General features: G+C 58.2%; 26 protein-coding genes. All 26 read right to left on the reverse strand.

The annotated features are described in order from the left end of the window. Positions 1-5: 5 nt before the first annotated feature. Positions 6-395, reverse strand: a complete 390-nt coding sequence (locus JONANDRAFT_RS04315; RefSeq protein WP_008521266.1) for a DUF6672 family protein — start codon at positions 393-395, stop codon at positions 6-8. Continuing rightward, positions 392-1,510 (reverse strand): ABC transporter permease, encoded by a 1,119-nt coding sequence (locus JONANDRAFT_RS04320; protein WP_008521267.1) that lies wholly within the window; start codon positions 1,508-1,510, stop codon positions 392-394. The genes JONANDRAFT_RS04315 and JONANDRAFT_RS04320 overlap by 4 nt, the downstream gene beginning before the upstream one ends. Next, positions 1,507-2,550, reverse strand: coding sequence for an ABC transporter permease subunit (locus JONANDRAFT_RS04325; RefSeq protein ID WP_008521268.1), 1,044 nt, complete (start codon positions 2,548-2,550; stop codon positions 1,507-1,509). The genes JONANDRAFT_RS04320 and JONANDRAFT_RS04325 overlap by 4 nt, the downstream gene beginning before the upstream one ends. Positions 2,551-2,554: 4 nt before the next feature. Beyond that, entirely contained in the window at positions 2,555-4,150 is a 1,596-nt protein-coding gene (locus JONANDRAFT_RS04330) for a sugar ABC transporter ATP-binding protein (protein WP_008521269.1), read from the reverse strand. Positions 4,151-4,350: 200 nt separating this feature from the next. Then, on the reverse strand, positions 4,351-5,562 hold the full coding sequence (locus JONANDRAFT_RS04335; protein ID WP_008522934.1) for a DUF3798 domain-containing protein: 1,212 nt from the start codon (positions 5,560-5,562) through the stop codon (positions 4,351-4,353). 1,325 nt (positions 5,563-6,887) lie between these two features. Beyond that, the gene (locus tag JONANDRAFT_RS04340; RefSeq protein ID WP_008522935.1) at positions 6,888-8,087 is read right to left on the reverse strand and encodes a DUF3798 domain-containing protein; all 1,200 of its coding nucleotides are present in this window, start codon (positions 8,085-8,087) and stop codon (positions 6,888-6,890) included. Between the two features lie 271 nt (positions 8,088-8,358). Then, complete coding sequence (locus tag JONANDRAFT_RS04345; protein ID WP_008522936.1) at positions 8,359-8,754, reverse strand: cupin domain-containing protein; 396 nt, start codon at positions 8,752-8,754, stop codon at positions 8,359-8,361. Then, positions 8,751-9,107, reverse strand: coding sequence for a carboxymuconolactone decarboxylase family protein (locus tag JONANDRAFT_RS04350; protein ID WP_008521278.1), 357 nt, complete (start codon positions 9,105-9,107; stop codon positions 8,751-8,753). Before JONANDRAFT_RS04350 ends, JONANDRAFT_RS04345 begins: the two co-directional genes overlap by 4 nt. 16 nt (positions 9,108-9,123) lie before the next feature. Continuing rightward, complete coding sequence (locus JONANDRAFT_RS04355) at positions 9,124-9,672, reverse strand: flavodoxin (protein WP_008522937.1); 549 nt, start codon at positions 9,670-9,672, stop codon at positions 9,124-9,126. After that, positions 9,669-10,094: a flavodoxin gene (locus tag JONANDRAFT_RS04360; RefSeq protein WP_081465260.1), complete on the reverse strand. Its 426-nt coding sequence runs from the start codon at positions 10,092-10,094 to the stop codon at positions 9,669-9,671. The genes JONANDRAFT_RS04355 and JONANDRAFT_RS04360 overlap by 4 nt, the downstream gene beginning before the upstream one ends. Before the next feature lie 178 nt (positions 10,095-10,272). Then, positions 10,273-10,560, reverse strand: coding sequence for a cyclic nucleotide-binding protein (locus tag JONANDRAFT_RS04365; protein ID WP_231286740.1), 288 nt, complete (start codon positions 10,558-10,560; stop codon positions 10,273-10,275). Positions 10,561-10,642: 82 nt separating this feature from the next. Beyond that, positions 10,643-11,533: a LysR family transcriptional regulator gene (locus tag JONANDRAFT_RS04370; RefSeq protein ID WP_008521286.1), complete on the reverse strand. Its 891-nt coding sequence runs from the start codon at positions 11,531-11,533 to the stop codon at positions 10,643-10,645. 56 nt (positions 11,534-11,589) lie between these two features. Then, positions 11,590-12,381, reverse strand: a complete 792-nt coding sequence (locus JONANDRAFT_RS04375; protein WP_008521287.1) for an ABC transporter permease — start codon at positions 12,379-12,381, stop codon at positions 11,590-11,592. Further along, on the reverse strand, positions 12,378-13,337 hold the full coding sequence (locus tag JONANDRAFT_RS04380) for an ABC transporter permease (RefSeq protein WP_008521288.1): 960 nt from the start codon (positions 13,335-13,337) through the stop codon (positions 12,378-12,380). The genes JONANDRAFT_RS04375 and JONANDRAFT_RS04380 overlap by 4 nt, the downstream gene beginning before the upstream one ends. Beyond that, complete coding sequence (locus JONANDRAFT_RS04385) at positions 13,334-14,092, reverse strand: ABC transporter ATP-binding protein (RefSeq protein ID WP_008521289.1); 759 nt, start codon at positions 14,090-14,092, stop codon at positions 13,334-13,336. The genes JONANDRAFT_RS04380 and JONANDRAFT_RS04385 overlap by 4 nt, the downstream gene beginning before the upstream one ends. Continuing rightward, positions 14,092-14,937, reverse strand: coding sequence for an ABC transporter ATP-binding protein (locus JONANDRAFT_RS04390; protein ID WP_008522938.1), 846 nt, complete (start codon positions 14,935-14,937; stop codon positions 14,092-14,094). Before JONANDRAFT_RS04390 ends, JONANDRAFT_RS04385 begins: the two co-directional genes overlap by 1 nt. Positions 14,938-15,021: 84 nt before the next feature. Continuing rightward, positions 15,022-16,578 carry an ABC transporter substrate-binding protein gene (locus JONANDRAFT_RS04395; RefSeq protein ID WP_008522939.1) on the reverse strand — a complete coding sequence of 519 codons (1,557 nt, stop codon included), beginning with the start codon at positions 16,576-16,578 and terminating at the stop codon, positions 15,022-15,024. A 373-nt stretch (positions 16,579-16,951) separates the two neighbouring features. Then, entirely contained in the window at positions 16,952-17,371 is a 420-nt protein-coding gene (locus tag JONANDRAFT_RS04400; protein ID WP_008522941.1) for a nuclear transport factor 2 family protein, read from the reverse strand. Between the two features lie 165 nt (positions 17,372-17,536). Then, the gene (locus JONANDRAFT_RS04405) at positions 17,537-18,922 is read right to left on the reverse strand and encodes an alanine/glycine:cation symporter family protein (protein WP_008522942.1); all 1,386 of its coding nucleotides are present in this window, start codon (positions 18,920-18,922) and stop codon (positions 17,537-17,539) included. A 363-nt stretch (positions 18,923-19,285) separates the two neighbouring features. Continuing rightward, on the reverse strand, positions 19,286-20,590 hold the full coding sequence (gene grdB / locus JONANDRAFT_RS04415) for a glycine reductase complex selenoprotein B (RefSeq protein WP_021776026.1): 1,305 nt from the start codon (positions 20,588-20,590) through the stop codon (positions 19,286-19,288). 27 nt (positions 20,591-20,617) lie between these two features. Beyond that, on the reverse strand, positions 20,618-21,094 hold the full coding sequence (gene grdA / locus JONANDRAFT_RS04420) for a glycine/sarcosine/betaine reductase complex selenoprotein A (protein WP_008522944.1): 477 nt from the start codon (positions 21,092-21,094) through the stop codon (positions 20,618-20,620). A 19-nt stretch (positions 21,095-21,113) separates the two neighbouring features. Then, positions 21,114-22,406 (reverse strand): glycine/sarcosine/betaine reductase component B subunit, encoded by a 1,293-nt coding sequence (locus tag JONANDRAFT_RS04430; protein WP_008522946.1) that lies wholly within the window; start codon positions 22,404-22,406, stop codon positions 21,114-21,116. A gap of 144 nt (positions 22,407-22,550) precedes the next feature. After that, positions 22,551-22,991, reverse strand: coding sequence for a GrdX family protein (locus JONANDRAFT_RS04435; RefSeq protein ID WP_233417385.1), 441 nt, complete (start codon positions 22,989-22,991; stop codon positions 22,551-22,553). A 229-nt stretch (positions 22,992-23,220) separates the two neighbouring features. Continuing rightward, positions 23,221-23,550 carry a thioredoxin family protein gene (locus tag JONANDRAFT_RS04440; protein ID WP_008521310.1) on the reverse strand — a complete coding sequence of 110 codons (330 nt, stop codon included), beginning with the start codon at positions 23,548-23,550 and terminating at the stop codon, positions 23,221-23,223. 106 nt (positions 23,551-23,656) lie between these two features. Continuing rightward, a complete protein-coding gene (locus JONANDRAFT_RS04445) occupies positions 23,657-24,997 on the reverse strand; it encodes a sodium-dependent transporter (protein WP_008522947.1) in 1,341 nt (446 codons plus the stop codon). Between the two features lie 764 nt (positions 24,998-25,761). Next, positions 25,762-26,559: a TIGR00282 family metallophosphoesterase gene (locus JONANDRAFT_RS04450; protein ID WP_008521315.1), complete on the reverse strand. Its 798-nt coding sequence runs from the start codon at positions 26,557-26,559 to the stop codon at positions 25,762-25,764. Position 26,560 lies beyond the last annotated feature (1 nt).

Here is a 26,560-nt window from a genome sequence, read left to right on the forward strand (position 1 = left end):
GGAATTTACTTGTTCTCTTTGACCTCCAGGGAGCCGGTGTTCCAGCCCAGCGGAACTCGGATTTCCCGTTTCGGGCCGAGCTGAGAGATGGTGAAGGGAACTTTTTTCTCCTCCACGACCTTGTCGTGATCGTCCAGCGTCTGAATGGTCAAGACGTGCTTGCGGCCGACAGCCGTGCCGACCATTTGGTCGTCCTCAGCGAGGAAAATCGGGTTCTCGCTGGCGTCGTCGATGTACACCTGAACGGCTTCCATCGGCGCGTACTCCTTGCCGTCAACCGTCACTTTGGTGTTAGAAAGCACGAGGTCGTACGCCTTGCCGATGTCATAGCAGTACGCGCCAAGAGCCGCAAAGACGATGATGATCAGGAGATTGACGAGGATTCTCCGCTTCATTTCGCCGCCCCCTCTGAGCCGCCTCTGAACGCTGCCCGGGCGCGCTCCCGGTCAGCATGCCGACGCCAGCCGTGAAGCACGAGCGCCAGAGAAATGATGCCGTAGGAGACAAACACGCGGAAGAACTCGCCCAGCTGGGCATCGCCAACCAAGTATTTGCCGGCCATCGGCGAAACGACGAACATCAGGTGGAACAGGAGCACGCCGGCGAAGACGTTCAGTATGGACGCCCGAGTGACCGACGCGCCGCCTACCAGCAGCGACGCGATAGCGAACGTTCCCGCCTGCTCGTGGCTGTTGTAAGTGTTCAGCGTTCCCACGTTCTGAAGGAAGATGATCTGGCCGTAGCACGCCAGAACGGTGGAGATGACGATAGAAATGACGCGGGTTCTCATCACCGGAATACCGGCAGAAGCCGCGACGGCGATATCCTGACCGGTTGCCCGCATGTCCTGCCCCAGCTTGGTCTTGCGGAACCAGACGATGAAGACGCAGAAGGCGGCGATGACGATGAACGTGGCTAAGGGAATGTTAATCCCGTGAATGTTCATCGGGATCAGCTGGTCCAGCGACCGCCGAATGCCCTCCAAGTTGGTGACGTTGCGGATCCCGTACCCTCTCGACAGAACCAGCTTAGCGCTCTGAATTGGCACGACGCTGCCGAAGCCGTACAACACCACCAGCTGATAGACCCCGTTCATGAAGAACCCGAGGATATAGCTAGTGACCATTTCACGGCCCCGCGCCTTGTTCAGGATCGTGCCGCACATCCAGCCAAAAAGGATTGCCAGCGGCGTGGAGATGATGGCGGCGAGCACCATGCCGGGAATGCCGACGATGTTCCAGTCGCAGATGAAGATCAGGCCGATCTGCCCGGCCATGGCTCCCAGAACCATCCCGAAGTTGAGCCCCATACCAGCCATGATCGGCACGAGCAGGGACAGGACAAGGAACGAGTTGCGGGAAAGCCGGATCAACATCTCGTTGATCAGGTACTCGGCCGAGAACCGAGAAATCGGAATGGCGATCGCGCTGATGACGATGAACATGATCGGAACGGCGTTGGTGATGAGGAAGTACTTGAGCTTTTCGCTGCTGGAAGTCTGAGTCGTCATGATCTCACCTTCGTCGCACGGGTCAGAGCATAGAGGATCATGCCGTTTGACACGATAATGCGGATGACCTCAGACATATCCGTCTGAATCATGCTGTTAATAACCGACGGCGTCATGGTCAGGATACCTTGGAACAGCAAGGTGCCCACGATCACGTTGGTGATCGTCGCCTTCTTGACCGACGCGCCGCCGATCAGGATCGCTGCCACGGCGGGGAACGCCATGTAGAAGGGGCCCATGTAGAGCTGGATAAAGCCGAAGCTCTGCTCGTACACTATAATGCCCATCGCGCCCAGAACCGTCGACAGGATAACTGACAGGGTTCTCATCCGATCGATGTTCACGCCGCTGGCTCTGGCGTACTCCATGTTCGAACCGACCGTCGTCATGGCCGTGCCGGTGCGGGTGCGCAGGAAAATGTACATCACCGCGCAGAGCAGGAAGAAGAACAGGAACATGCCAGTGTACAGCGTGAAGAATTGGTTGATCTGAATCTTGCCGATGCTGCCAATGGCGTGCTGCCAGAACCGCTCGACCGAAATGGTGGTACGCAGCCCCTTGCCGGCGTATCCCCAAACCATATCGGGGCTGTGGTACGGCAGGACAAGCCACATGATGCACATCAAAGCGACTGACGAGAATCCGACGTAGGTGGCGATCATCATCTCGCTGCCCTTGACCTTGTTCAGCAGCAGCCCGTACAGCCAGCCGAACACCACGGCCAGAGGAATCGCAACTCCCATGGCGGTGAGCACGCCGGCGAGGCCGGTCATGTTCCACTCCACGCTGGTAATAGCGCCCAGCAACCCGGCGATGACGCCAAGCGGCAGGCCAAAGTTCAAGCCGCAGCCGGCCTGAATCATCGGAACCATGGCCAAGACCATGACGCCGTTCATGCCGAACCGCACCAACATGTCGTTAATCGACGCGTCAAACCTGACCCCGACGAACGGAGCCAAGACGAACAGGGCGACCAAGAAGAGAGCAATGAGCAGACGAGGCCAGCCGAAGTCGTCGATAAAGTCTCGAATTCGTTTCATCGGACTATTCCTCCCCTTCTTCGGCGTTGAGCATGAGCATTCCGAAGACCTCGGACGGCTCGCTCGCCGGGCGGATCCCTACGATTCTGCCCTTATCGACGATGGCGATACGGTCGCAGATCGAGCGAAGTTCTTCCAGCTCTGACGAGATCATGACGATGGTCATGCCCAATTCGCGGTTGTATTTTTTCAGCGTGTCCAAAACCGTCTTCTTGGCTCCCACGTCGATTCCGCGGGTGGGCTCGGCCACGAAGAGCAGTTTGGGGTGAGTTTCAAACGCCTTGGCAAGGCAGATCTTCTGCTGGTTGCCGCCGGAGAGCTCCTGCGCTAGCTGGTGCGGGCCGGTGCACTTGATTTCAAGCGCGTCGATGTACTTCTGGGCGCAGTCGTCCATCGCCTGACCGTCTCGAATCTTGAGCAGGCCGCCCAAAATGGGCTTGAGGAACCGCTGCTGGTTCTGCAAGGTGGTAAAGACGATGTTCCAAGCGATCGTCTCTTCGAGAAGCAGGCCAACGCCGCGCCGGTCCTCCGACACGGCGGAAATTCCCGCGCTGAGCGGCGAATTGGGGTTGTTCAGCTCCAGCTCTTTGTCCTCGAAGGTGACCTTGCCGCCGGCAGCGTACAAGCCCATGATGCCGTTGGCAATGCCCAGTTTCCCCTGTCCGGCCAGCCCGCCGATGCCGAGGATCTCGCCTTCCTTGATGTCCAACGTCGCGTCGCGCACCGTCTCGCCGGGCATGTCGACCCACAGGTGCTCGATTTTCATGGCCGTCTTGGCGTCTTCGTGGCTCCTGTGATCCTCTGCCGGCCGGCTTGAGTCGATCCGGCGGCCCACCATGGCGTTGGCAATTTCCCGAATGCTCGTGTCCTTCGGCTTGGTCACCAGTTCGACCCGGCCGTCGCGGAGAACGACCACGTCGTCGCAAACCTCCATAACCTCCTGAAGCCGGTGGGTGATGAAGATGATCGCGATGCCCAGCTTGGCCAAGTGGCGCATGGACTCAAGTAGGATTGCCGCTTCGGACTCGGTCAGAACGGCCGTCGGCTCGTCAAGGACGAGAATCCGCGTCTTGCTCTTCTCTATTTCCCGGGCAATTTCGGTGAACTGTTTGTGCCCTACGGGCAAGTCGGAAATCAGCGTCTCGCTGTCCAACGAGAAATTCAGTTTTTCGATGGCCTTTTCGGCCCGTTTCTTCATTTCCGGCCGGTCGAGGGTCTTCAGCCTGTCGCCGAAAGCCTCCACCAGCGGATTGTACTTGAGCGACTCTCTGTTTAAAACGATGTTTTCGGTCACGTTGAAGCCAGGAATGAGAGAGAACTCCTGATGTACCATGCCGACGCCGGCTTCAAGAGCGTCTTGCGGCCCCTTGAAATGGACTTCCTGTCCGTCGATGAAAATCTTTCCCTCATAGCCGCCAGTCTCCTGGATGACCTTCATGCCAAAGAGAATGTTCATCAGCGTGGATTTTCCGGCGCCGTTTTCGCCCGCCAGCCCGAGAATGTGCCCCTTTTCGAGGGTCAGGCTCACGTCGTGCAGAACTCGGTTGGAAAAGTAGGCTTTGCCGATGTTTTCCAGCCGGAGCAACGGTTCCCCTGCCATAAAATTTACCTCCTCGGAAGCGCCCGCGCGTCCTGTCTCTGCAGCCGCCGCGCGCTCAGATTACCCGCACCAAAGCCACAGCGGAGTTCCCGCAGCGGCCAGAGTCACGTCACCTTCAGCGTCTCTCACTTAAAAGCGAGCGGGGACGGATCCCCGCTCGCTTTTCAGCGGAATTTTCGCCGTTGTTTGTGCGAAATCAGTTACTTGATGGTGAAGTACTTCGCCGGGACTTCTTCCTTCGTCATTTCCATGTAGCTCTTGCCGAACACGTAGGTGTCCTGGTACACAAGGACGTGGTTCTTCTTCTCGACGCCGGTCTGGATGTCTTTGTAGTAGCTTCCGTTCCAAGCAGCGCCCGGGGTCTCCTTGCCGTAGGCCTCGAACAGGTCGGTCGCCTTGAAGTGGCGGCGAATCTTGGTGGCGTCGACGCCCTCTTCGATGTACTTCTTGGCCAGTTCGCCAAGAGCCAGCGTGTTGGTGAAGCCGTAGGAGTAAGCCCAAGTGCCCATGCGGCCAGCGCCGCCAGCCTTCACAACAGCCTCTTCGACCTTCTTCAGGATCGCGGGGAAGTTGCCGGCCACGTCAGACAGCTCGATGCCCAAGGCGCCGGGGTAACCCATCAGCGGCGACGGCAGGTCGGCCTCGATGAAGTAGCCGCCTTCCTGAGCGATGCGCTTGAGCAGGGGCTCAGTGTGAGCGTCGTTGGTGCAGAAGAAAGCGGTCTTGGGTCCGTACTTGGCAAGCCATGCCGGAACCTTCTCAAGGATAAACTGCTGAGCGCCGGCGACGCCAACGTCGCTGGTCGGGTCCGGAGCGGTCTCGAAGTGGAACTTGATTCCCAAGTCCTGGCAGGCCACTTCCATGATGTTGCGGCGGCGGCTCAGGAGCTCATAGCTCATGTGGCGCGGGAAGGAAATGTGGACGAAATCGGTGCAGCCAAGTTTCTGAGCGCAGCGCGGGATCAGATAGCCGCGGGCGATGTTGTCAGCGTTGACGACGATATCAGCAGCCGTCTCGATGACGCCCGGGTCCTCGTGAGCTTCGCCGACCAACAGAAGGATGTCGGGGCGTTTCTCACGAATACGGCGATACGCTTCGGTCGTTCCGGGAATGCCCTGGTTCGTCACGACCGCCTTCATCAGCGGGTCGTCAGCAAACGCGGCAATCTGGGAAATGGTGGTTTCCTGCTCGGTCATGAAGTTGTCCGGGTAGGTGATGTGCTTGATCATCCCGCCGTTGGCGACATCGCCGTACCGGGCGATCAGAGCTTCAGCACCGCGAAGGTCGTCCTCGGACTGGGAGACCGTGCCGGTGCAGACGCCGATGTGGAACTTGGCCGGTTCAGCCGCGAACCCAGCCGCCGCAACGCACAGAGCGCTGAGACAAATCAAACTTGCCGTGAGCTTCTTCAAAATGTTCCCTCCTTGATTTCCTGCAGTCGTTCCTCATGGTAATTCCCTATATGCGCGCCTTGCTGAACTGAATTTATGATACCGCACAGGACTTTCAATGTCAAAATAATTTTCAGTCGTTACGCTGTTCACAATGTGGTCTACCCCGGCAGATTTTCTTCTTTTTTTAGTTATTTTGTCGGTAGCCAGCGGCTGAAATAATTGTGCCATTTTATCTGAAAAAGAAGTTTATTTTTCCTTTTCAGCTCGATCGCCCACCAGTCAAGGCTTGATGACAGGCTGTTTTGTGTCCATACCACATAAGCCGGCAAATTAATTATTTAACGCTCTTGCCATTTACCATGACATAATTGTATATCTTTTTTCACGTCAAAATGAACCATACGCCTTTCCTGCAGGTCTCCTCCGTGAGACCAGGTGAACGCCCTCCTCTTTTAAAGCCCAAGCAGGACAAAATCAGCGGGGACATCATGCTCGAAAGACAGCTGCGTCTCCCCGGTCCCGCGGTCAAATCTCATTCGACGGCTGGTAGTCACCCGACGTCCGCGCCATCTCGTCAGGGGGCGACGGGTAAACAGCCGCCATGAGCAAGCCCGCTTTTTAATTCCTCTCCATGAACATCAAGCGTCACGCCGCCGTGAACGGGACGCTTAGCGCCGGTGTTCTTAGCCTAAGGCGGTAGAAACGCTAGCTCCTGACGGTTGCAGGACGTCGGACATTCTCAGCCTCTGCGCTGTCCCTGATTGGCAACGTGAAGAACAGTTGCTGTCAAGGTTAGTGACATTGGCGCAGGCAGGGGCATCTCCGCTCGCGCGGAGAACAGTTGCGGAGCAAGCAGGTCAACCGAACGCGCTAAGGGACATCTCCACTCGCGTGAAGTTCAGGTTACACTCTGTTTCTAGCGAGTTGACATTCTTTTTGCCCTTTGTTACATTACTATCAATAATCGGTTTTTCCCTTGGCGTGGGCTCTACGGGCAATTGGAGCCCCACGGAAGCCCACGCCTTAAAGGGAGAAACCGATTTGTTCATATATACGATACTATTCCCTTGTAAGGCTTTTTAATGTAGGGTACATCTCCACTCCCGTGGGCTTCACTCCGCGGCCGCCTCAACAGACCGGCAAATCTGAAGGACATCTCCACACTTCCAGAGCAAAGGTCGGCCGTTGGATAGGCAGCTGACAAGACGCACTTAGGTGATTTTCGCGACAATGGCGGCCCGTCAGCGCCGGCAAAATTCACCGCGATGACCGCGTTTCGTCTCCCAATATAAGATTTACTCACGCGAAAAAGGCGCGGCGCTTTGAGCGCCGCGCCTTAAACGTTATTTGTCCTCGAAGTACTTGGCCGGTACCGGCTTGTCGGTCATGCCCAAGAAGCCCACGCCGAACGTGTAGATGTCCTGATAAATCAACATGAAGTTGTTCAGCTTGATGCCCGTGTTGGCGTCGCGGTAGAAGTCGCCGAGCCACCGGGAGCCGGGCGTTTCGGCGCTGAACGCGTCAAATACCTGTTTGGCGTCGAAGCGACGGCGGAAGTTCTGGGGCGTTACGCCCGCGTCGACCAGTTTCTTCGCCAGCTCGCCCAACGCGACGCTGTGGACGAAGTTGTAGCTCCACGCGTCGGCACAGAGACGGCCGGACGCGCCCTTGGCGACGACGTCTTTTTCGATCTTGCTCCGCATGGCCGCAAAGTCGCCGGCCTGATCTTTCAGGTCAATGCCGAGGCCGCTGGCGTAGGCCATCAGGTCGGCGCCAATCGTGTAGCCGCCGACTTCGGCGACCCGAAGAATCATCGGCGCCCGCTGACCGTCACTGGTGCTGAAGAACGCCGTCTTCGGGCCGTACTGGGCCAGCCACGCGGGGACCTTTTCCAGAATGAACTGCTGAGAGCCGGCCACGCCGACGTCGCTGGTCGGGTCAGGCGAGCTTTCCATGTGGAACTTCATTCCCATGTCGGCGCAGGCTTTCTTCATGATTTCCAGCCGCCGAAGCAAGAGCTCCATACTCATGTGGCGGGGGAAGGAAACGTGAACGAAGTCGGTCGCGCCCAGCTTGTGCAGCCCGGCGATGAACACGTAACCGAGCGAGAGGAAGTCCTCGCTGACGGTCAGGTCAGCGGCCGAGCTGATGACGGACGGGTCCTCGTGCGCTTCGCCGGCAAGCAGAAGGATGTCGGGCCGCTTCTCGCGAATGCGCCGATACGCCTCGGTCGTCCCAGGAATCGCGTTGTTGACGATGACAGCCTTCATCTTGGGGTCGTCGGCGAACGCGGCGATCTGAGAAATGGTCGTCTCCTGCTCGGACATAAAATTGTCCGGATAGGTGATGTGCTTGATCATGCCGCCGGACGCCGCATCGCCATAGCGTTTGATCAGCTCTTCCGCGCCGCGGAGAGAGTCCTCGGACTGAGAAACCGTGCCCGTGCAGATGCCGATATGGCAGGCCGCTTCCTGAGCCGCAAAAGCGCCCGTCCCCCAAACGGATAATCCAGCCAGTGCCAATAACGCTAAACAACGCCTCATCTCTTCCATCCTCCTTCGCGGTCTATGCCGCGGGTTAAATCCGGCAGATGCCGGAAATAAAAGCATGGTTATTATACTATTATTTTATAAGTTGAGGCAGCCAACACCCACACCATCAACTCAAGCGTATAAAACGCGCTGCGCCGGGCTGACGTCCGGTGCAGCGCTGAGGCGAGAGGAAAGAACGGCGGCTTTTCAAATCGCCGCACCCCGGCAAACCCGAGAAGCGACGCATCCTAGCGCAAAACGCCCTGCTCCGCGCTCATGCCTTTTATCCCTTTACGTTACTATACTGCTTTTCGTCCACAGGTTCAAGCCACTGGGTGGACGTTTCTGTTCCGGGAACTTCGATGGCCAAGTGGCAGAACCAACTCGTCCGAGCCGCGCCGTGCCAGTGTTTGACGCCAGCCGAGATAACGACCACGTCGCCGGGGGCAAGCGGCCGAGCCAGTTTTTCCCACTCCTGGTACCAGCCTTTTCCGCTCAGGCATAGAAGGATCTGACCGCCGCCGGAGGCCGAGCGGTGAACGTGCCAGTTGTTCCGACAGCCCGGCTCGAACGTGACTTGGGCGATGACCGGTTCCGAGCGCGTCAGCATATTCAGGTACGACTTGCCGATGAAAAACCCGCCGAACGGGTTGACTTCGCCCAACGGGAAGACTCTCATGCCTTCGCAGTCCCTTCATCTTCGCCGGGACGCCAAATATCCTTAGCCAGCCGAAACGCGGCCCACGCCCGAGGCCAGCCGCAATAAAAGGCCATATGGGTCAGAGCGGCGGCGATCTCGCGCCGGCTTACCCCGTTGTCGCGGGCTCTTTGCAGGTGATACTGGAGCGACGAGTCGCTGATCCCGCCCGATACCAGCGCCGTGACTGTCACGAGGCTGCGGTCCCGCGCCGAAAGGTCGGCCTCGTTCGCCCACACCTGTCCGAACAGAACATCGTCGTTCAGCGCGGCAAACTGCGGGGCAAATTCGCCTAGCCCGTCCCGTCCGGCGGTCACTTTTTCCGAACGCGTCATCTTTATTCCTCCGCTTTTATTTCTTATTCAGCCAGTCGGCCACTTTTGCTGCAGCTTCCTGCGCCTGACTCCCGTAGATTTCAAGGCCGTCAAGCACCTGCGCGTTTGGCTCCAGCGCCCTGATCTTTCCGACCGTGTCACAAATCCCCGATCCACTGTGGGTGCAAAACGGGGCGATGACCTTGCCCGACAGGTCGTACTGATCTAAGAAGCTGTAAACGATCATCGGCATGTCACCCCACCAGATAGGATAGCCCAAGTAAATCACGTCGTACTCGCCCAAGTTCTTGATCTCGTTGGCGATCGCCGGACGGGCGGCGGCGTTCTTCTCTTTTTTCGCCAACTCCGTGGCAGCGCCGTATTCGTTCGGGTACGGCTGAACCGGCTCAATTCGAAAGATATCAGCCCCGGTTTGCTTTTGAATTTCCTGAGCGACAGTCTGGGTGTTCCCCGACCGGGAGAAGTAGACCACCAGCCCCTTTTTCCCCTCGGCGGCGCCGGCCGCGCGGCCAAGGCTCACAGAAACCAGAGCCAAAAGAGCCAACGTTAAGAGAACTTTTTTCATTCCTTTGCGCCTCCTTCAGCGGCAAATCCTATTTTTTGAAGCCACGCGCTCAGTTCGCCTTCGGCTCGGGAGCCGCCGTCCTCGTACAGCGCCAGCATTTCGAGGATCTGCCCGGTGCAGAGCTTTTTCACGTCCCGATCGGCGTTGCCTTTGCCCCCGCCGCCATGGGTGAGGAACGGGGCGACGGTCTTCCCTTCCAGACTGTAGCGGTTCAAAAACGTCCTAACTGGCGTCGCGACGGTGCTCCACCAGTTCGGCGAGCCCAAGAAAATCGTGTCGTACTGGCTCAGGTCGCGGTCCAGCGCCTCAATCGGCCTCAGAAAGCCGCGCTGAAGCTCGTCTTTGACGACCCTCGTCAACGCTTCGTATGGCTCGGTGTACGGCGAGACCGGCCGGATTTCTTCCAAATCGGCGCCGGTCAGCTTCTAAAGAATCTGCGCGACCCGACGGGTGTTTGACGACTGAGAAAAATAAACGATGAGGCTTTTCTTCATGATCCTTCCTCCTTCTCTCCGGCGATTTCTCACGAAAAAGCCGACTGTCACTTGCCCCAATACTAAAAGGCGTTTTCCTGATCCCCCAGCCCGCCCCTGAGCCGGTCTAAAAAGGCAAGCTGTCTTTCCTCCTCGCGAACTGCCCGAAGCGTTTCTTCCCGCCGGCTCTCCAGCATGGCGAGACAAAGCGAGCGGCCAGCCCCCCTTCACGGAGACTCCGAGCGTACAACTTAGCTTCGCCCCGGCTGAACCCGGCCTGCAGGAGAAGAGCCTGAACGCCGTCCCCTTCTGAGTCTGGTTCGTCAAGCCCCTCCGGTTTGATATGCCAGCTTTGGAAGTCCTTGACGAGCTCTGCTGGAATGCCGTACCGCTTCAGCGCGTCGGAAGGCTCCATCAGCCCGCCCCTTCGAAAAAAATGAAGACGCCCCTTTCGGAGCGCCTTCATTCTATGGTCCGGGCTAAGATATGTTAAATGCTTAGTTTTTATCACAAGATATGCTTTTAATGCATTGGTCGGTGAAGTCGATGAACGCCCGCACAGCAGGGGAGAACTGCCGGTCGTTCTTCCACGCCAAAACTGACTGGGCAGTCAGCCGGGGCGAGAGCGGGACAAAACGAAGGCCCTCGTACTGGGCGGCCAACCGAACGGCAATCGCCGCGCCGAGGCCGCTGCGCACCATCACGGCGGCGTTGTAGAGCAGGTTGAAGGTCGTCACGGTTTCCAACCGACTGTACCGGCTTCCGAACCACGCCCGCAGCTCGTTCTGTACAGCCGTCCGGGACGTCACTAGCAGCGGAACCGACGCCAAGTCGTCGGGAGAAACGGCCTCCTGAGCGGCCAGCGGCGAGTCGTCGCGGGCCAAGACGCCCCATTCTTCCTGACAGGGTAGCCGGATGAACTCGTACCGGGCGACGTCTACCGGCTCAAGCAGCAGGCCGATGTCAAGAAGCCCTTTTTCGAGCCGGTCTTTAATGTCATCGGCGTTGCCGCTGAACAGCGAGTAACGAACCTGTGGGTTCTGCCGCCTGAATTTGGCCATCAGCACCGACAGGCACGACATGCTCAGTAGCTCGCCGCAGCCGAAAGCGACTTCTCCGGCAATCGTCCGCCGGTCGAGAAGAAAGTCCCGTTTCGTCCGCTCCGCTAGGTCAATCATCTCCTGAGCCCGGCTCTTCAGCAGCAAGCCATCGTCGGTCAGGACGATGCGGTGACTGGTTCGGATGAACAACTTGGCGCCCAGTTCCTCTTCCAGCGCGGCCATCTGACGGGAAAGCGTCGGCTGAGTCACGTGGAGCAGGTCGGCGGCGTGGGTGATATTTTCCTCTTTCGCCACGGCGAGAAAGTATTTCAGCGTTCGCAGTTCCATCTTTTTCCCTCCTCAGCTGAATACTAACACCGATTGGGACGCCGGAAAACTCGGAGCTAAAGGCTTTCGGCGATCCCGTCGCTGAGTGAGCGAAGCGCCAGCAGGGTGAAAAGGATCATCAGCCCGGGCGGCAGCCAAATCCACGGCGAGTCGAGCAACACCGAAAGGGACTGGCCGTCGCTGAGCATCGTCCCCCAGCTGGCGGTAGGCGGCATGATTCCAAGCCCTAAAAAGCTCAGCGACGACTCGGCCAAAACAGCCGACGCGACGGCGTTGGTGATGTTGACCGCCAGAGGGGCCGCCACGTTGGGCAGGATATGGAACGCCGCGATTCGCCAGGACGGGTACCCGCTGACGGACGCGTAGACGAGGTACGGCTCGTGCCGAATGTTGATCGTGGCGGCGCGCATGACCCGGGCGGTCGCAGGCCACGAGATCAGCCCTAAAAGCAGGACCATTTTCCCCGCGCCGCTGCCGAAAACGGCCAAGAACACCAGCAGCAGCATCACGTCGGGGAACGACATGAACACGTCGGTAACGCGCATGAGAAACGAGTCGACGAACCCGCCGAGCCAGCCGGACAGCAGGCCGATTGAAACGCCGACGAGCGAACTGACCGTCACGGCGCCGAGCGCAACGCCGCAGCTCACTCGGGCGGCGTAGATGAGCCGGCTCAGCACGTCGCGGCCGATCAGGTCTGTTCCGAGCAAAAACTGAGCCGTCGGGGCCACTCGGAACGGCCCGACCAAAAGATTGGGGTCGTACGGGGCCAACAGGGGCGCGGCCAGTGCGGCCAGCGATAAAAGCCCGAGAAAGAGGGCGCTGAGCCATATTTTTTTACGTCTCATCGCGGTTCCTCCTCCGAGCCATCCCGATCGACCCAGTGAGTCAGGACGTCCACAGCCCAGTTGGTGAGCACCACGCAGCAAGCCACGACCAAGTTGACGCCCAGAATAACCGGATAATCACGACGGCCGATGGCGTTCATCAAAAGCGTTCCCATGCCGGGCCACTGGAATATTTTTTCGGTAATCGCCGCGCCGCCGACCAGCGACGGGATCTCAAGGCCCAGCAGGGTCAGCAGCGGAACTGTCACGTTGGGAAGACAGTGACGCCACAGTCGTCGCCGCTCGGACAGCCCTCTGGCCCTCGCCGAAGCCATGTAGGGCGACCCTATCGCCTGAGCGGTCAGCGAGCGGACGTACCGCAGCAACCGAGCCAAGACGCCGAACGCGATCACCGTCGCAGGAAGGGCCAAGTGCCGCAGCCGGTCGGCCAGACCGCCGGCCCCGGACAGGTCGTGGGTGCCGCCGCTGGGAAGCCACCCCAGCTTGAGGGTAAACGCCCACAGCAGGATCAGCGCCAACAGAAAGTTAGGCCACCCGAGCCCCACCATGACGAGCCAGTTGGTGACGCGATCGACGGCCCCGCCGGGCCGGCGGGCCGACCAAATCCCCAAGGGCAGGGCGAGAGCGGCCCCGACGGCCAGCCCAACGCCCATGAGCAAGAGAGACGCCTTCATGGCCCGGCCGATCAAGCCCGACACCGGCGCACCGCCCTGAAAGCTGCGGCCCATATCGCCGCGCAGCAGCCGGCCAACCCAGACGACGTAGCGCTCTGCCACGGGCTTATCAAGCCCCAGCGCCTGCCGGCGTCCTTCGAGAAACTCCTGCGTCGCCCTCGGGCCGGTCAGGTAGTCGATCGGGCTGCCAGGAGCCAGAGCCACGATCGAGAAGTTGAGGACCGTCACGCCGAGAAGCAGCAATACCGACGTCCGCAGCCGCCGCCAAAACCATTTATTCATCGCCGAGTCTCCGCGCCGCCTGAGATGCCCAAGGCGCTTTCCAGCAACAGTTTCGTGTACGAGTGGGCCGGATGATCGACCACCTGTTCGCGCTCCCCTTCCTCAATGACGGTTCCGCCGTACATGACCGCGATCCGGCCGCACAAAAAGTCGACCGCCGCCAGATCGTGGGCCACGAACAGGCAGGTCAGCCCGTGGCGCTGCCACAGCTTTTTAATGCAGTTCAGCGTCTGGGCCTGAGCCGGCGCATCAAGCGAGCTGATCGGCTCGTCCAGCACGAGCAGTCGAGGCGTCATCACAAGCGACCGGGCCAGAGCCACCCGTTGGGCCTGACCGCCGGAAAGCTGGCGCGGCTTTCGGTTCCACAGCTCTTCTCCAAGTCCCAGTTCGGTCAGGCTCTCGGCCGCCCGATCGCGGCGCCGACGGCTCGGCAGTTTTGAAAAAAGCGTCAGCGGCTCGGTCACCGCGTCAAGAACCGTCATCGTGGGCGTGAGCGACCGGTGCGGGTTCTGAAAAACGCACTGCACCGCCCACGGCTCCCCCCGGTCGAAGTTCAGCGTCAGAGCTCCCTCGTCGGGCCTCTCAGCGCCCGTCGCCAACCGGCAGAAGGTGGACTTGCCGCAGCCCGACTGGCCGACGAGGCCGGTAACCCGGCCCTCTTCCAGCGTCAAGTTCACGTTCCGCAAGGCCCAAAAGTTCCCGCTTCCCCGCCGGTACAGCTTCCCGACGCCTCGGGCGCTCACTAAAGCGGTCATCAGTTCGCCTCCGTCTCTTGGGACAGCCGCGCCCACGCGTCAACCGGCAGCAGACCGTCCCGGTACTGGCCGACTTTCGGCGCGGCGGCCAACAGCGCCGCCGTGTAGGGATGGGACGGGCTCCTAAAGACGCGGCTCGCCGAGCCGCTCTCAAGTATTTTTCCGCCCCTCATCACCGACACGTCGTCGGCAAACTTACGGCACAGCGCCAGCTGGTGGGTAATGAACAGGCAGGCTGTCCCCAGATCGTCGCGAACCCGGCGCAGAATATCCAGAATCTGACAGGCCACCACCACGTCGAGGGCCGTCGTCGGCTCGTCACACAGCAGGACGCTCGGCCGTCTCATCAGGGCCATGGCGATCATGACCCGCTGAGCCATGCCGCCGGAAAGCCGACCCGGCCGGCCGCGCATGACGCCAGACGGGTCGCTCAGCCCCAGCCCGCCGAGCAGCTTTTCAGCCCCCGTCCAAGCGTCCGCCGTCTTTTCCCCGTCCAAGACGACCGAAGGCTCGATCAGCTGGTCGCCTACGTCCATACGCGGGTTTAACGCCGACCGAGGATCCTGAGGGATCAGCGCGACGGTCCGGCCCCGAACGGCCCGCCACTCTTCCTCTGACGCGCCGCGCATCTCGCGGCCCTGGACGCGCAGCGATGCGCAGGACGCCGAAAGCGGCGGGTCGATCAGCCCCATCAAGGCGGCGGCCGTCATGGACTTCCCGCACCCCGACTCGCCGACCAGAGCGGTAATCCTGCCCCGCCGCAGCGTCAGGCTGACGCCGCCGACCAGCGCGCGGCCAGCCACGTCCTTGACTGTCAAATCCCGAAGAACGAGCACCTCTTCCATCATGCCGCCTCCTTTCGACTCGCTTTCAGCCGCTGAAACGGAGAAAGGGCCGCCGGCAGGCGGCCCTTCGACCCAACGGGTTAATTAGTCCTCTTTCTCCCACTGGTACAGATCGGCGAACATGCCGTAATCGTGCGGCTGGCCGACCTTCATCTTGTTGCTCACCGCGTACAGGTCCTTGGCGGCGTACAGGGACATCATGGGCATATCGTCCCACAGCAGTTTCTGCAGGTCCGCCGCCTCGGTTTTCAAGGCCGCGTCGTCCGTCTCGGTCATCATCTTGGCGACCAGATCGTCCATCTTCTGGGTAAAGTACCGGTTGTAGTTCCCCTTGGTGATGAAGAACTGCAGGTCGTATGTTGGGTTCAGCGGCACCAGCGTGTCGGCCATGATGATCATGTCGAACGCGCCTTCCTTGGCGCGGCTCATGACCGTCGGGAAGTCGAACTTGAGCATATCGACCTTGACGCCGATCGCCGCGAGGTTGGCCTGAATGACCTGAGCGACCTGCTCGCGAGTCGTGTTGCCGGTCGGCACGGTGAACTCCAGCGACTTGTTGAAGTCAAATCCGGCGTCCTGAAGCATTTTCTTTGCCTTCTGAGGATCGTAGGCCGGCGCCAATTTGGCGTCCCGGTACGGAGAGGCGCTGGTGAAGAAGCTGGCCGTGGGCTCGCCCTGTCCGAGAAGAACCTGCTTCACGATCGTCTCCCGGTCGATCGCGAGGGAGATGGCCTGACGGATCTGGGGGCTCGACAGCCGGTCGTTGTTCAGGAAAAGGAGTTGCACCGTCCCGGGGCCGCCGCTGATCGTGCGGACGTTCTTGAGCGACTTCACCTTTTCGTAGTCGGTGCTGGGAATCATCCCGTTCATCGGGACGTTCATGTCGATATCGCCGGCGGCAAACGCCACTGTCAGTTCGGGGCCCGACATGACCTTGAAGGTCACGCCGTCAACCTTCGGAGCGCCGAGGAAATACCCCTTGTTGGACTTAAGCTTGAGGAAATGATCCTTGTCGAACTGGACGAACGTCATCGGGCCGCTGGTCACTGTCGGGTGAGCCAGCTCGGCTTCTTGCTTGTAAGTCGCCGGGCTGAAATTCTTCCACAGGTGGGCAGGAACCGGCAACAGGGCGCGCAGGATATTGTCGTTGAACATGTTGAACGACATACCCTGCTTGCAGATGAACTCGACCGTGCGGCCGTCAATCTTCTTCACGCCGGTCATTTCGGCGCCCTTCGGCAGCACGCCGTGCTCGTCAAACCCTTCCAGCACGCTGTAATACTGGGTCACCATCGAATTGACCTTCGGGTCGGTCAGAAAGCGAACCGTGAACAGCACATCGTCGGCCGTAATCGGTTGGCCGTCGGTCCACTTGGCGTCCCGAAGGGTCACGCGGAAGTGCTTGCTGTCAATCTCTTGGACCTTCTCGGCCAGCATCGGCTGATAGGTCAGCTTATCGGTCAGAGTGACAAGCGGCGAGTACAGCAGCTCGGCGCACACCGTCGCCATCGAGTCGCCCGGGTCGATCGGGTTCAGATCGCTCGGCGAGTTCGTGACGCCGACGTTTACCGTCGCAGCCATAGCCGCCGTGGCCAGAGTTGCCGCTGCAAAGGTTGAGCAAAGCAGTTTCTTCAGTGTCATGAAACAGTCTCCTTTCCCCTGCCTATTAGATAAATTAAACACATGAACCTTATTCATTTTATCTGCCGTTTTTCCGCCGTCAAGGCGCAGATCAGAGCAAAAGAGTTCAGTATTCTGCTCCTCTGCAGGCGTTTTGAATGAAACCGCAGTGACCTCTCAGGGGAATTCCGCAGCTGGCTCGTTGAGCTACTTAAGAAAATACCTCAAGGCCGCGGACATTTTTATTTTTGTCGGCAGGATATTTTTTTTGTTCGACCTTCCTCCGCTTAAGCAATAAAAAAACAGTAAATCTTTTTTGATTTACCGTTCGTTCAAGGACCCTGTTAGGGCTTTTATTTCATTGTAGGAAGGGGCCGCTTGAAAAAGATCTATCTCAAAACCATTTTATTTTTTCGCCTTTAAACACTGGCCTTGGGCCCTTTTGATACGGATCGTAATTATTCAGGTTACAGCCAAATTCTTTTACTGCCTTTATTTTATTATCTTCGGTCCAAGTGACCAAAGACATGCCGTCAAACTCCTCAACTTTTCCATTACACATCTCGTTTTTAAAGTACCACTCTACGACCATCTGGTCTCCTTGGTGAAAAAATTGAATAATTTTCCAACAGATGACCTTGCCTCGCCTATTCCATTCTTCAAACCACCCCTTCACCGCTGCTCGACTTTCGTATTTCGGGCCCCAACTTTCTGTATAGAGGACGTCTTCACTAAAAATAACGTCTATTCCTAAATCCTGCCCTTTAAGCCACATATCAAACCATAATTGAATTATTTTTTCTCTTTCGTTCATCTCGCGCCTCACCTCAAGGGAAAAAGTTTCCTACCCCGCTTTTCTAGGCCTCTTATTTTGGCTGCAGGAACGCCAAATGACGGTTCGCCGACGCAGAGAGGACGGGGAGGAAAAAGCGCCGGCGAAACCGCCGGCGCTCAGTGAGCAAATTGATTTCAAACTGTCTTAAGCCTTCAGACGGTTCTGCTCGTCGTACTCGTTCAGGCTCTTGGAGACCAACTTGGACAGACCGATCAAGGCGATCAGGTTGGGGAACACCATCAAGCCGTTGAAGAAGTCGGTCAGCTCCCAGACCAGATCCAACGTCATGACAGAGCCGTAGACGATGAAAATCATGACCAGAACGCGGAACGGGAGAAGCCCCTTGGGCCCAAAAAGGTAACGAATGTTCTGCTCGGCGAAGAAATACCACCCGACGATGGTAGAAAACGCGAAGAAGAACATGCACACGGCGATGAACGGCAGGCCCCAGCTGCCAAGACCAAGTTCGAACGCCTTCTGAGTCAGCGCAATACCCTTGAGCACCACGCCGTTGTTGCCAGCCGCGCCGATCGGAAGGGCGCCGGTCACGAAAATGACGAACGCGGTCATGTTCAGGACGAGGAACGTATCGACGAACACGCCCATGATCGCCACAAAGCCTTGGTCGGCCGGGTGCTTCACGTTCGCCACAGCGTGAGCGTGAGGCGTGGAACCCATACCGGCTTCGTTGGAGAACAAACCGCGGGCGACGCCGTAGCGGATGGACTCCTTCACAGTGGCGCCGATCAGACCGCCGGTCGCAGCCGCCGGGTTGAACGCGCCTTCAAAGATCATCTTGAACATCGGACCGATCTGACTCAGATGGGTCACGATGATGTAAAGGCCGCCGAGCAGGAACAGACCGGCCATGATCGGGACGACCTTCTCAGTCACGGAAGCGATGCGGCCAAGCCCGCCGAAGAAAATGAACCCGCCAAGGATAGCCACGACGATACCAATGTGAAGCCGACTGATCGACGGGAACGCGTTGTGGATCGCGTCGGCGATCGAGTTGGACTGCACCATGTTGCCGACGCATCCCAGAGCGATGATGATGGCAATGGCGAAGAACCCGGCCAAGAACTTGCTACCAAGCCCCTTGCTGATGTAGTACGCCGGACCGCCGACCACCTGACCGGAAGCGTCCTTGCCCTTGAACGTCTGAGCGAGGACGGCCTCGGCGAAAATCGTGCTCATGCCAAAGAACGCGGCGATCCACATCCAGAAGATAGCTCCCGGACCGCCGGAAGCGATAGCCGTTGCGGCGCCGGCCAAGTTGCCGGTACCGACCTGCGCGGCAATGGCGGTTGCCAAAGCTTGGAACGAGCTCATGCCGTCCTTGCCGGCCCGCTCGCCGAACAGGTTCAGGCCACCGAACGTGTTCTTCCACGCAATGTTGAACCGACGAATCTGGACGAACTTCAGCCGCAGGGTGAAGTACAGTCCAGTGCCGCAAAGAAGCGGAATCAGGCAGTACAGTCCCCAGACGTAGCTGTTAATGTTTGTGACGATTGCCGTTAACCTCTCCATAAACTATCACTCCAGTGTTTGAAAGATTTTTGCAGCACTTTCAACGCTTGCCGAACTCCTCTTTGCTCCTTTCGCACAAGGTGTGAAACTCTTCTCATATAATCTAGCAAAAAATATGAAAAATGTCCACGCCTTTTATGCTTTTTGTCTAACAAATTCGAAAAGCAAAATAAAACGGCTCTCCGCGGCGACAAATTCAGCAGATTGAAGCATTCGGTTTGCGTCACTCAAAGACCGGCGTGCCCGGAAAAACTAGTCTGCCGGGACGCTACTAGCTCTGCCCTCCGCCGTTTGGCCCGAGGGTGTTCTGCAAAAAAGCCCGCTGCGGTCTGAGCGCAACGGGCTTTAAAACACTGCAAAATACTAGTCGTTGAACACCGTCTGCTCGGTCACTTCGGTTTCCAGGGCCTTGATGGCCTTGTCGACCAAATGACGACGAAGCTTCTTTTCCTCTTCCGGGCTCTTGGTTGGGTCTCCCAGGGGGTGAGGGATTGCCACGGTGGGGATCAGACGGTTAGCGCCAACGCTGAGGGAGATCGGGACGATCGTCAGCATGTGGGCGACAGGAACATCGGCGTTTTCCTCAATAGCTTTGACCATCGTTGCACCGCAACGAGTGCAGGTGCCTCAGGTGGAAGTGAGGATAACGGCGTCAACTTTGCCGTGCAGCTTCTGGCCGATTTCCGTGCCGAAGCGCTTGGCGTTAGCCACGCCGGTGCCGTTGCCGACCGTCGCATAGTAGTAACGGTACAGCTTGCCGATCTTGCCTTCTTTTTCCAGATCGCGGAGCACGTCGACAGGAAGGACGCGGTTGGCGTCCTCGTTGGCGTAGGTCCGGTCATAGCCGCCGTGAGCGCTTTCGTAGGCGCCCTTCAGCGTCATGACGCCGTCGATGTCGTACTCGCCGTAGTTCTGGGCGCTGGACGAAGCGATGTGATCCGGGTTCCCGTTCGGCACGATGCCGCCGGAGGTGACCAGAGCGATAGTGGCGTGAGCCATGTCCTTAACAGCCGGACGAGGCGTCACCCGGTCGAACACGGGCATCTTGTACTCGGTCTCGAACTCCTCGCCCTTCAGCTTCTTGACGAGCATCCGAACGGCGCGCTCGGCACCGACTTCCTCGTAGAACTTGTTCTTGCGGATACCGCGCTCGATGTAGCCCTCAGCTGCCGGCGAACCAAGCTTTTCGCCCTTCAGCTGCTTGAGCAGAATCGCAGCCATCGGAGGAACAGCCTTGCCCATGCCGCGGGCGCTGTCGGCGGCCTTGACGATGTAAATGCTCTTCTTGTACAGGTCGACGCCCGGGTTTTCCTCGTACATGGCGCTCACGACGGGGATGCCCAGCTCCTTGGAAACGGCATCGCAGACGGCGCCGCAGGCGGTGCCGTACCGGCCGGCGTTGAAGGCCGGACCGGCCACGAAGGCGTCGGCGCCGAGCTTTTTCACGGTGTCAAGGACAAATTTGGTGTCGGCGGCCATGTTCTCGGCGAAATGGCTGTCGCCGCAGATGATGGTGGCAACGATGTTAGCCTCGCCCTTAAAGGCGGCATTCAGAGCGGCACCAGGGCCGACAAGACCGTCACGAACTTCCGGAGCGATGTCAGCTTTTTCCTCTCCGCCGATGCCAGCGAAGAACTGGTTGATGTAGTGAACTACTTTGTAAGTCATTCATAGTCCTCCTTCACGTCAAAGGTGCTACAGAGTGTATTGTGAGTACTGTTCGCGAATGCCTTTGACGGCCGCTGCAAGCGCCTCAGGATCAAGAACCATCTCCATCATGGAAATGTTCTCTTCCCAAGCTGCGGGGTCGGCTTCGGCCCGAATTTCCTCTTCAAAAATATCGTAAACGGCAAGTCCCAACGGGACGCCGGCCAACGGTCCTGCATAGGTGGGATCCCCGTTCGTCACGGTCTCGGCGTAAATCTCCGCGCCTTCTGCGTCGGAAGAACCGAAAATCACGACGACGTTTTCCGCACCGTACTTCTCAGCAACGTCTTTAACGCGCTGCTGATTCTGCAGGTCCATGGCTCCAGCTGCCGTTCAGACAAAGCACTCGGTGGCTTCAAATACCACTTCGGCTCCGCTGTTTTTGAAGCAGGCTTCCATCGCCGGAGCCGGGACGCCGTCCCGCTCGCCGAGGAAGACCAGCTTCTTTCCAGCCAGCTTTCCCATGTTTAACCCTCCTTGCTAACTAGAGCGTCTCCGCGCCGTTCTTGGTGAAGCCCAGCTCGCAGGTGGCGCCGGTGATAATCTGAAGCTCGCAGAACAGCGAACCGTCCGGACGAACCGTGTCGACGAAGCCGCCGGCCTGGTTGGCCACGGTGCTGATGTCGCCGATGACGTGATCCAGCTTGGGCAGGACGATCGGCTCGTTGGCGTTGCCGGCGGTGACGCAGGCATTGCCGTAAGGCGTCGTATCAGCCAGAGACTGGGATCCGCCGTCGCGGGCCGCGTACTCGTCGGTGACGAGGACGGTCTTCATGCCGGCCTTTTCGGACTTCCAGCAGTTCAGAACCAAGTCGGCGTCCGGGTTGCCGAAGCCTTCTTCGGAGATGACCACCGCGTCGGCGCCGAGCGTCTTGGCCAGTTTGACCGCGTAGCTGGAGCTGCGCTTCTTGTCGGCCAGCGTGACGTTCTCGTTGGTGATGACCACGCCGATGAAGTTCAGGTCTTTGCCGTGATGCTCGTACAGGCTCTTGATGATCGGGTTGTTCAGGTGGACATAGGTGCTGTTCTTGTCGCAGGCGGACACGCAGTTGCCCGAGCAGATGGCGCCGTCCATGACTTCGGTGGCGTTGATCATCGTCGGGATGACCTTCTTCACGTCCACGCCGTAGACGTACGTGTCGTGTAGCAGGCCCTGAGTCTGGAGCATGTAGATGTACGCCACTTTGGGAAGGTTCGGGTACTCAGCCAGCGCCTCGCGGTACGGCTTGGACTCGTAGGTCTCCACTTTGTCGGCGGCGAATCCGGCTTCCTTGATCTTCTGAGCGATGAAGGTAGCAGTCTTCAGCCCGGCAAGGCGGCAGGATTCCTCGCGGCTGTGCAACTCCAAGTTCTCAACCGGGTTAAGGACCATGACGATGTTGCAGGTCTGGGAGAACGGAGTGTAAGGAGCTCCAGGGCCAGTCATGTCGACGATGCCTTCCTGAGGAGCGATCAGCCGGCCGGTCGTCAGAACCGCTGCGCCCTCAAGAACGAGGGTCTTGCCCTCGCCGACGGTGTCCACGTCGCCGATCCAGCCGGGGAACACTTCGTTGGTTCCCTCGATCTTGCAGCGAGGCTCAATCGCGTCCTTGACAGGAGCGATACGGATGCTCTCGCCCGGATGGGCCAGTTCCACATCCACAGAGGCAAGCCGCTCGTCGTCCTTAATGTTGTCGATCAGGGCCTGCTTGCAGATGGTCAGAGTGCCGTTCTTCACAGAGAAGGCATCTCCGAACACTACTTTGTTGATTCTTACCTTGTGGAGTTCAAGTTTCAATGTAACTCCCCCCTTCTGGGATTGGCTCTCCTACGGAAAGCCTGCCGAAGATCTCCTCGGCCGCCGACGCTTCCCAACCAAAAAAGCGCCGGCTTTTATTGTCGAGCCTCCCGTCTCAGACCGGAAGGCGGCGAACAACCTCGCTTATCGGTGAAAACCGCATTTAATAAAGGTTTCCTGCATCAGCTCCCGATCGATGGTCTGGTAGTCGTCCAAGAACCGGGGGAAGCAGTTCTGCGGCGTCACGTGAGGCCGGCCGCAGTTAGCGTACACGTCCAAGGCGTTTTCCAACAGATTCAGCCCGTACTCGTCAAACGCCTCTCCCGACCGCCCCTCCCGGAGAAGCAGCGTGCGGAACGGCTGCTGATACGGACGAAAGTTGCCGTACAGCGGGTGGTTCATCAGGTGCCACCCCTTGTGGAGCAGATCGCGGCCAGCGATCAGCACCTTGTTTGAGCAATCGTTCACAAATTGAAGCCGCACGTTGTCGCCTGCAGGGCACTCAATTTTTGGGTTGTTGGTCACCAAAACGTACTGGATTGCCATCTTGCCTCCATGGAACTTCCGCTTTCCAGGCCAGTTCAAGCCTCGCCTTTACAATTCAGCGTCTCTTCGACCCTGAGTAAAACAAAACGGAAAGGAATTAGAACTGTTTCATGAATTTATATTGTCATTATACCCTATCGGCCCAAAATGACCATAGGGGAAAACAGCAAACCGCCTTATTTTTTGCTATCTTTTTTCATCTTTTTGCCTAAAGAAGGTTGGCGTCAAGACATAAAAAAAGCCGGGGCAATCGCCCCGGCAGCTACAATTACATGATCTTGTTGACGTTCGCCTCGATCTGCTCGATGGTTACCGTGTCGCCGGTCAGGCGAAGGTCTTCAACCTCTTTGCCGTCCTTGAAGAACAGGAACGAAGGAAGGCTCATCACCTTGAGGGCCATGGCGACCCGGCGGTTGCCGGAAATGTTGACCTTGCACAGGTCAACCTTGTCGGCCACTTTCTCGGCCAGCTTCTCGACGCTGGGCATCAGGGCAAGGCAGTGCGTGCACTTGGGGCCCCAGAAATCCATGAACATGGGCTTCTTGGCGCTGTTCGCGATCGCTTCTTCAAACGTATCTTTGGTCAGTTCAACGGCCATCGTGTACCATCTCCTCTAAAAAATGGTCGCCGACAGAAAAGGAACTTCCCGTCAACTTTGGTTATTCTAAGCCATAGAACAATTTTTCGTCAATCGGAGAAAAAACTTACCATTTAAGGCCAGTAACGAAGATGACGAGAATGACCGCAGGCGCGACGAAGCGGACGCAGAACAGCCACAGGTTTTTGTGGGTGAAAACCCGCGTCGTACTATCAAGCTCCGGTAGGATATCTTTCGGGATCAGCCAGCCGACGAACAGCGACGTCAGAGCGGCCATGACAGGCATACCGATGTTGTTGGTGATGAAGTCAATAAAGTCGAGGAATCCCTTGCCGGCGATATCGAAAGCGTGGCTTCCAAGGCCGAGAGCAGACGGCACGCCGAGGACGAACACGAGAATCGTCGCGACGACCGTCGCCTTTTTGCGAGACATCTTCATGGTGTCGATCAAGCAGGCCACCGGCACCTCAAGAAGGGAAATTGACGAGGTGATGGCCGCAAAGAAGAACAGGACGAAGAACAGGGTGCTCCAGATCGCGCCGCCGGGCATCTTGGCGAAGATAGACGGCAGGGTGATGAACGTCAGGCCGGGCCCCGAGTTGACCTCAATGGAGAACGCAAACGCCGCGGGGAAAATAACGAATCCGGCGAGGACGGCCACCAGCGTGTCAATCACGCAGACTTGCGCGACCGCCGACGGCAGGTACTCGTCCTTTTTAACGTAGCTGCCGTAGGTGATCATGATTCCCATACCGAGCGACAGGGAGAAGAACGCCTGCCCGATGGCTGCCAAACAACCCTCAAGGGTCAGTTTGGAGAAGTCGGGCAGCATGTAGAACTCAAGCCCCTTGCTCGCTCCCGGCAGGGTGAGAGAGCGAACGATCATCACGAGAAGGATGACGAACAACGCGGGCATCATGACCTTGCAGACCCGCTCGATGCCGCCCTTGATGCCGCCGAAGACGATGAGCGATGTGAGCAACACGAAGATCACGTGGTACAGCAGAACTTGGTTCGGAGAAGAGATAAACGCGCCGAACAAATCTCCTGAATGGCCGGCCGCCGCTTCTCCCATGAGCCCGGAGAGGGATGAGACGATGTACTTAATCGTCCAGCCGCCGATCACCATGTAGTACGAAAGGATAAACGTCCCGATCAGGGTGACGATGACGCCCATGAAGGTGAACTTGCCGCCCTTGTACTGCCGGAATGCAGAAACACAGCTGAGCTGATAGTGCTTTCCAAACGCCATCTCGGTCAGCATGACGGTAAAGCCGATGACGCACACCACGAAAAGATAGAACAGGATGAACGAGGCACCGCCGTACTTACCAGCTACGTATGGAAATCTCCAAATGTTTCCGAGACCAACAGCTGAACCACCGGCCGCCAGAATAAAACCTATCTTGCTTCCCCATTGTTCGCGTGTTCCTGAGTGTTGAGACATAATATCCTCCCCTTCTGACGAAGTTCCTCTGTTTCCCCTTGAGCAATTCAGCGAGTTTAAATTTTCTGAATATATCCAAGATACAGATATTATACCAGTGGAGTTTTTTCTCTGCAACACTTTTTTACTGCAAAGGTTAGCAGTATTTCGCCTGTTGTCTTCATCTGCAAACGCGATTAGCTTCTCGCGCTGGGCCAATCTTTCCGCAGCCTCAGCCTCGACGCCGAGGCCTGCAAAGGTTTGATGGAATAAGCCGCAACAGAACCGCAAGGTGAATGCCGCTTTCAGTACCCAGCCCCGCGCAAGAAGCATCGAGAAATTTTTAACGCAAAGCCGGCAGGTTTCCCCTGCCGGCCTTTTGATTGAAGGCTATTGAACATTCCATGTTGGAAGCGTCATCGTCTTTAAGTATCAGATAAAGAACGTCGGTCTCGACGAATATTTGAGGTCTGTGCGTCGCGACGAGGCCGAGGAGACGAAGATCCTCTTTGCGGCCCCAATCAGGCGGCAACATAACGGAAGAAGCATAATGCAAAAGCCATCAGTATTGTGCGAAGGCTATCAAACACTTCACGCTTTAGACGGCACAGCTCTTTAACGGTCAGACAATGAACGTCGACCGCGACGAATATTTGAGGCCTGTACGTCACGACGAGGCCGAGAAGTCGGAAGCCGTCCCGCAACATAATTGAGCGGCAAGCCACACGAAGGTTAACGCGAAGGCCGGCAGGATTTCTCCTGCCGGCCTTTTAATTGAAAATTATTTAACCCTCTAGGCTTGAGACGTCGCCGTCTTTAACCATCAGGCGAAGGACGTCGGTGGCGACGAGCATTTGAGAGTCGTACGTCACGACGAGACCGCAGAGGCGAAGGTCGTCCTCGGCGACCTGAAAGCGGCTCGGCAGCCCGGTGAGAAATTTGGGCAGGACCGAGTCCCAAGTACAGCCCAGCGAGCTGTCGAACGAGCCGGTCATGCCGGCGTCGGTCTGATACGCGGTCCCGCCTGGCAGAACTGTCTCGTCAGCAGTTGGAACGTGGGTGTGAGTTCCCACGCAGGCGATGGCGCGGCCGTCCAAGTAGTGGCCCATGGCCTTCTTTTCGGACGTGGCCTCGGCGTGAAAATCGACGAAGACCGGCCAGCCGGCCAACGAATCAAGGGCCTGATCGGCTATACGGAACGGGCAGTCCGTCGGGGGCATGAAGACGCGCCCCTGCAGGTTGAGCACCGCCAGTTTTCGGCCGTCTCCCTTGTCAATCCGGGCGATTCCCGTTCCGGGAACCGTCGGCGGGTAGTTGTGCGGCCGAAGGACTCGCGGCTCTTCATCTAAGAACGCATATATTTCCTTCTGATCCCAAATATGATTGCCCGACGTGATGACGTCCACGCCCAAGCTGAAAAACTCCGCGGCGATTTTAGCGGTCAGCCCGTGACCGCCGGCGGCGTTTTCGCCGTTGACGATGGTGAAGTCGGCGCCGTGGGCGCGGCGCAGGGCCGGCAGGGCGTCAGCCAGCAGGCGCCGCCCCGGCGAGCCGACGACGTCGCCGATGAAGATGACTTTCACG

The sequence above is a fragment of the Jonquetella anthropi DSM 22815 genome, from assembly GCF_000237805.1.
In the GTDB taxonomy this organism is placed as follows: domain Bacteria; phylum Synergistota; class Synergistia; order Synergistales; family Dethiosulfovibrionaceae; genus Jonquetella; species Jonquetella anthropi.

Coding starts and splice junctions, on each gene's coding strand:
- JONANDRAFT_RS04385 (WP_008521289.1), bottom strand. CDS start 14,092: ATGACCGCTTTAGTGAGCGCCCGAGGCGTCGGGAAGCTGTACCGGCGG.
- JONANDRAFT_RS04390 (WP_008522938.1), bottom strand. CDS start 14,937: ATGGAAGAGGTGCTCGTTCTTCGGGATTTGACAGTCAAGGACGTGGCT.
- JONANDRAFT_RS04350 (WP_008521278.1), bottom strand. CDS start 9,107: ATGACGCGTTCGGAAAAAGTGACCGCCGGACGGGACGGGCTAGGCGAA.
- JONANDRAFT_RS04395 (WP_008522939.1), bottom strand. CDS start 16,578: ATGACACTGAAGAAACTGCTTTGCTCAACCTTTGCAGCGGCAACTCTG.
- JONANDRAFT_RS04440 (WP_008521310.1), bottom strand. CDS start 23,550: ATGGCCGTTGAACTGACCAAAGATACGTTTGAAGAAGCGATCGCGAAC.
- JONANDRAFT_RS04405 (WP_008522942.1), bottom strand. CDS start 18,922: ATGGAGAGGTTAACGGCAATCGTCACAAACATTAACAGCTACGTCTGG.
- JONANDRAFT_RS04370 (WP_008521286.1), bottom strand. CDS start 11,533: ATGGAACTGCGAACGCTGAAATACTTTCTCGCCGTGGCGAAAGAGGAA.
- JONANDRAFT_RS04325 (WP_008521268.1), bottom strand. CDS start 2,550: ATGAAACGAATTCGAGACTTTATCGACGACTTCGGCTGGCCTCGTCTG.
- JONANDRAFT_RS04345 (WP_008522936.1), bottom strand. CDS start 8,754: ATGAGAGTCTTCCCGTTGGGCGAAGTCAACCCGTTCGGCGGGTTTTTC.
- JONANDRAFT_RS04315 (WP_008521266.1), bottom strand. CDS start 395: ATGAAGCGGAGAATCCTCGTCAATCTCCTGATCATCATCGTCTTTGCG.
- JONANDRAFT_RS04365 (WP_231286740.1), bottom strand. CDS start 10,560: ATGGAGCCTTCCGACGCGCTGAAGCGGTACGGCATTCCAGCAGAGCTC.
- JONANDRAFT_RS04445 (WP_008522947.1), bottom strand. CDS start 24,997: ATGTCTCAACACTCAGGAACACGCGAACAATGGGGAAGCAAGATAGGT.
- JONANDRAFT_RS04330 (WP_008521269.1), bottom strand. CDS start 4,150: ATGGCAGGGGAACCGTTGCTCCGGCTGGAAAACATCGGCAAAGCCTAC.
- JONANDRAFT_RS04355 (WP_008522937.1), bottom strand. CDS start 9,672: ATGAAAAAAGTTCTCTTAACGTTGGCTCTTTTGGCTCTGGTTTCTGTG.
- JONANDRAFT_RS04320 (WP_008521267.1), bottom strand. CDS start 1,510: ATGACGACTCAGACTTCCAGCAGCGAAAAGCTCAAGTACTTCCTCATC.
- JONANDRAFT_RS04400 (WP_008522941.1), bottom strand. CDS start 17,371: ATGAACGAAAGAGAAAAAATAATTCAATTATGGTTTGATATGTGGCTT.
- JONANDRAFT_RS04380 (WP_008521288.1), bottom strand. CDS start 13,337: ATGAATAAATGGTTTTGGCGGCGGCTGCGGACGTCGGTATTGCTGCTT.
- JONANDRAFT_RS04340 (WP_008522935.1), bottom strand. CDS start 8,087: ATGAGGCGTTGTTTAGCGTTATTGGCACTGGCTGGATTATCCGTTTGG.
- JONANDRAFT_RS04375 (WP_008521287.1), bottom strand. CDS start 12,381: ATGAGACGTAAAAAAATATGGCTCAGCGCCCTCTTTCTCGGGCTTTTA.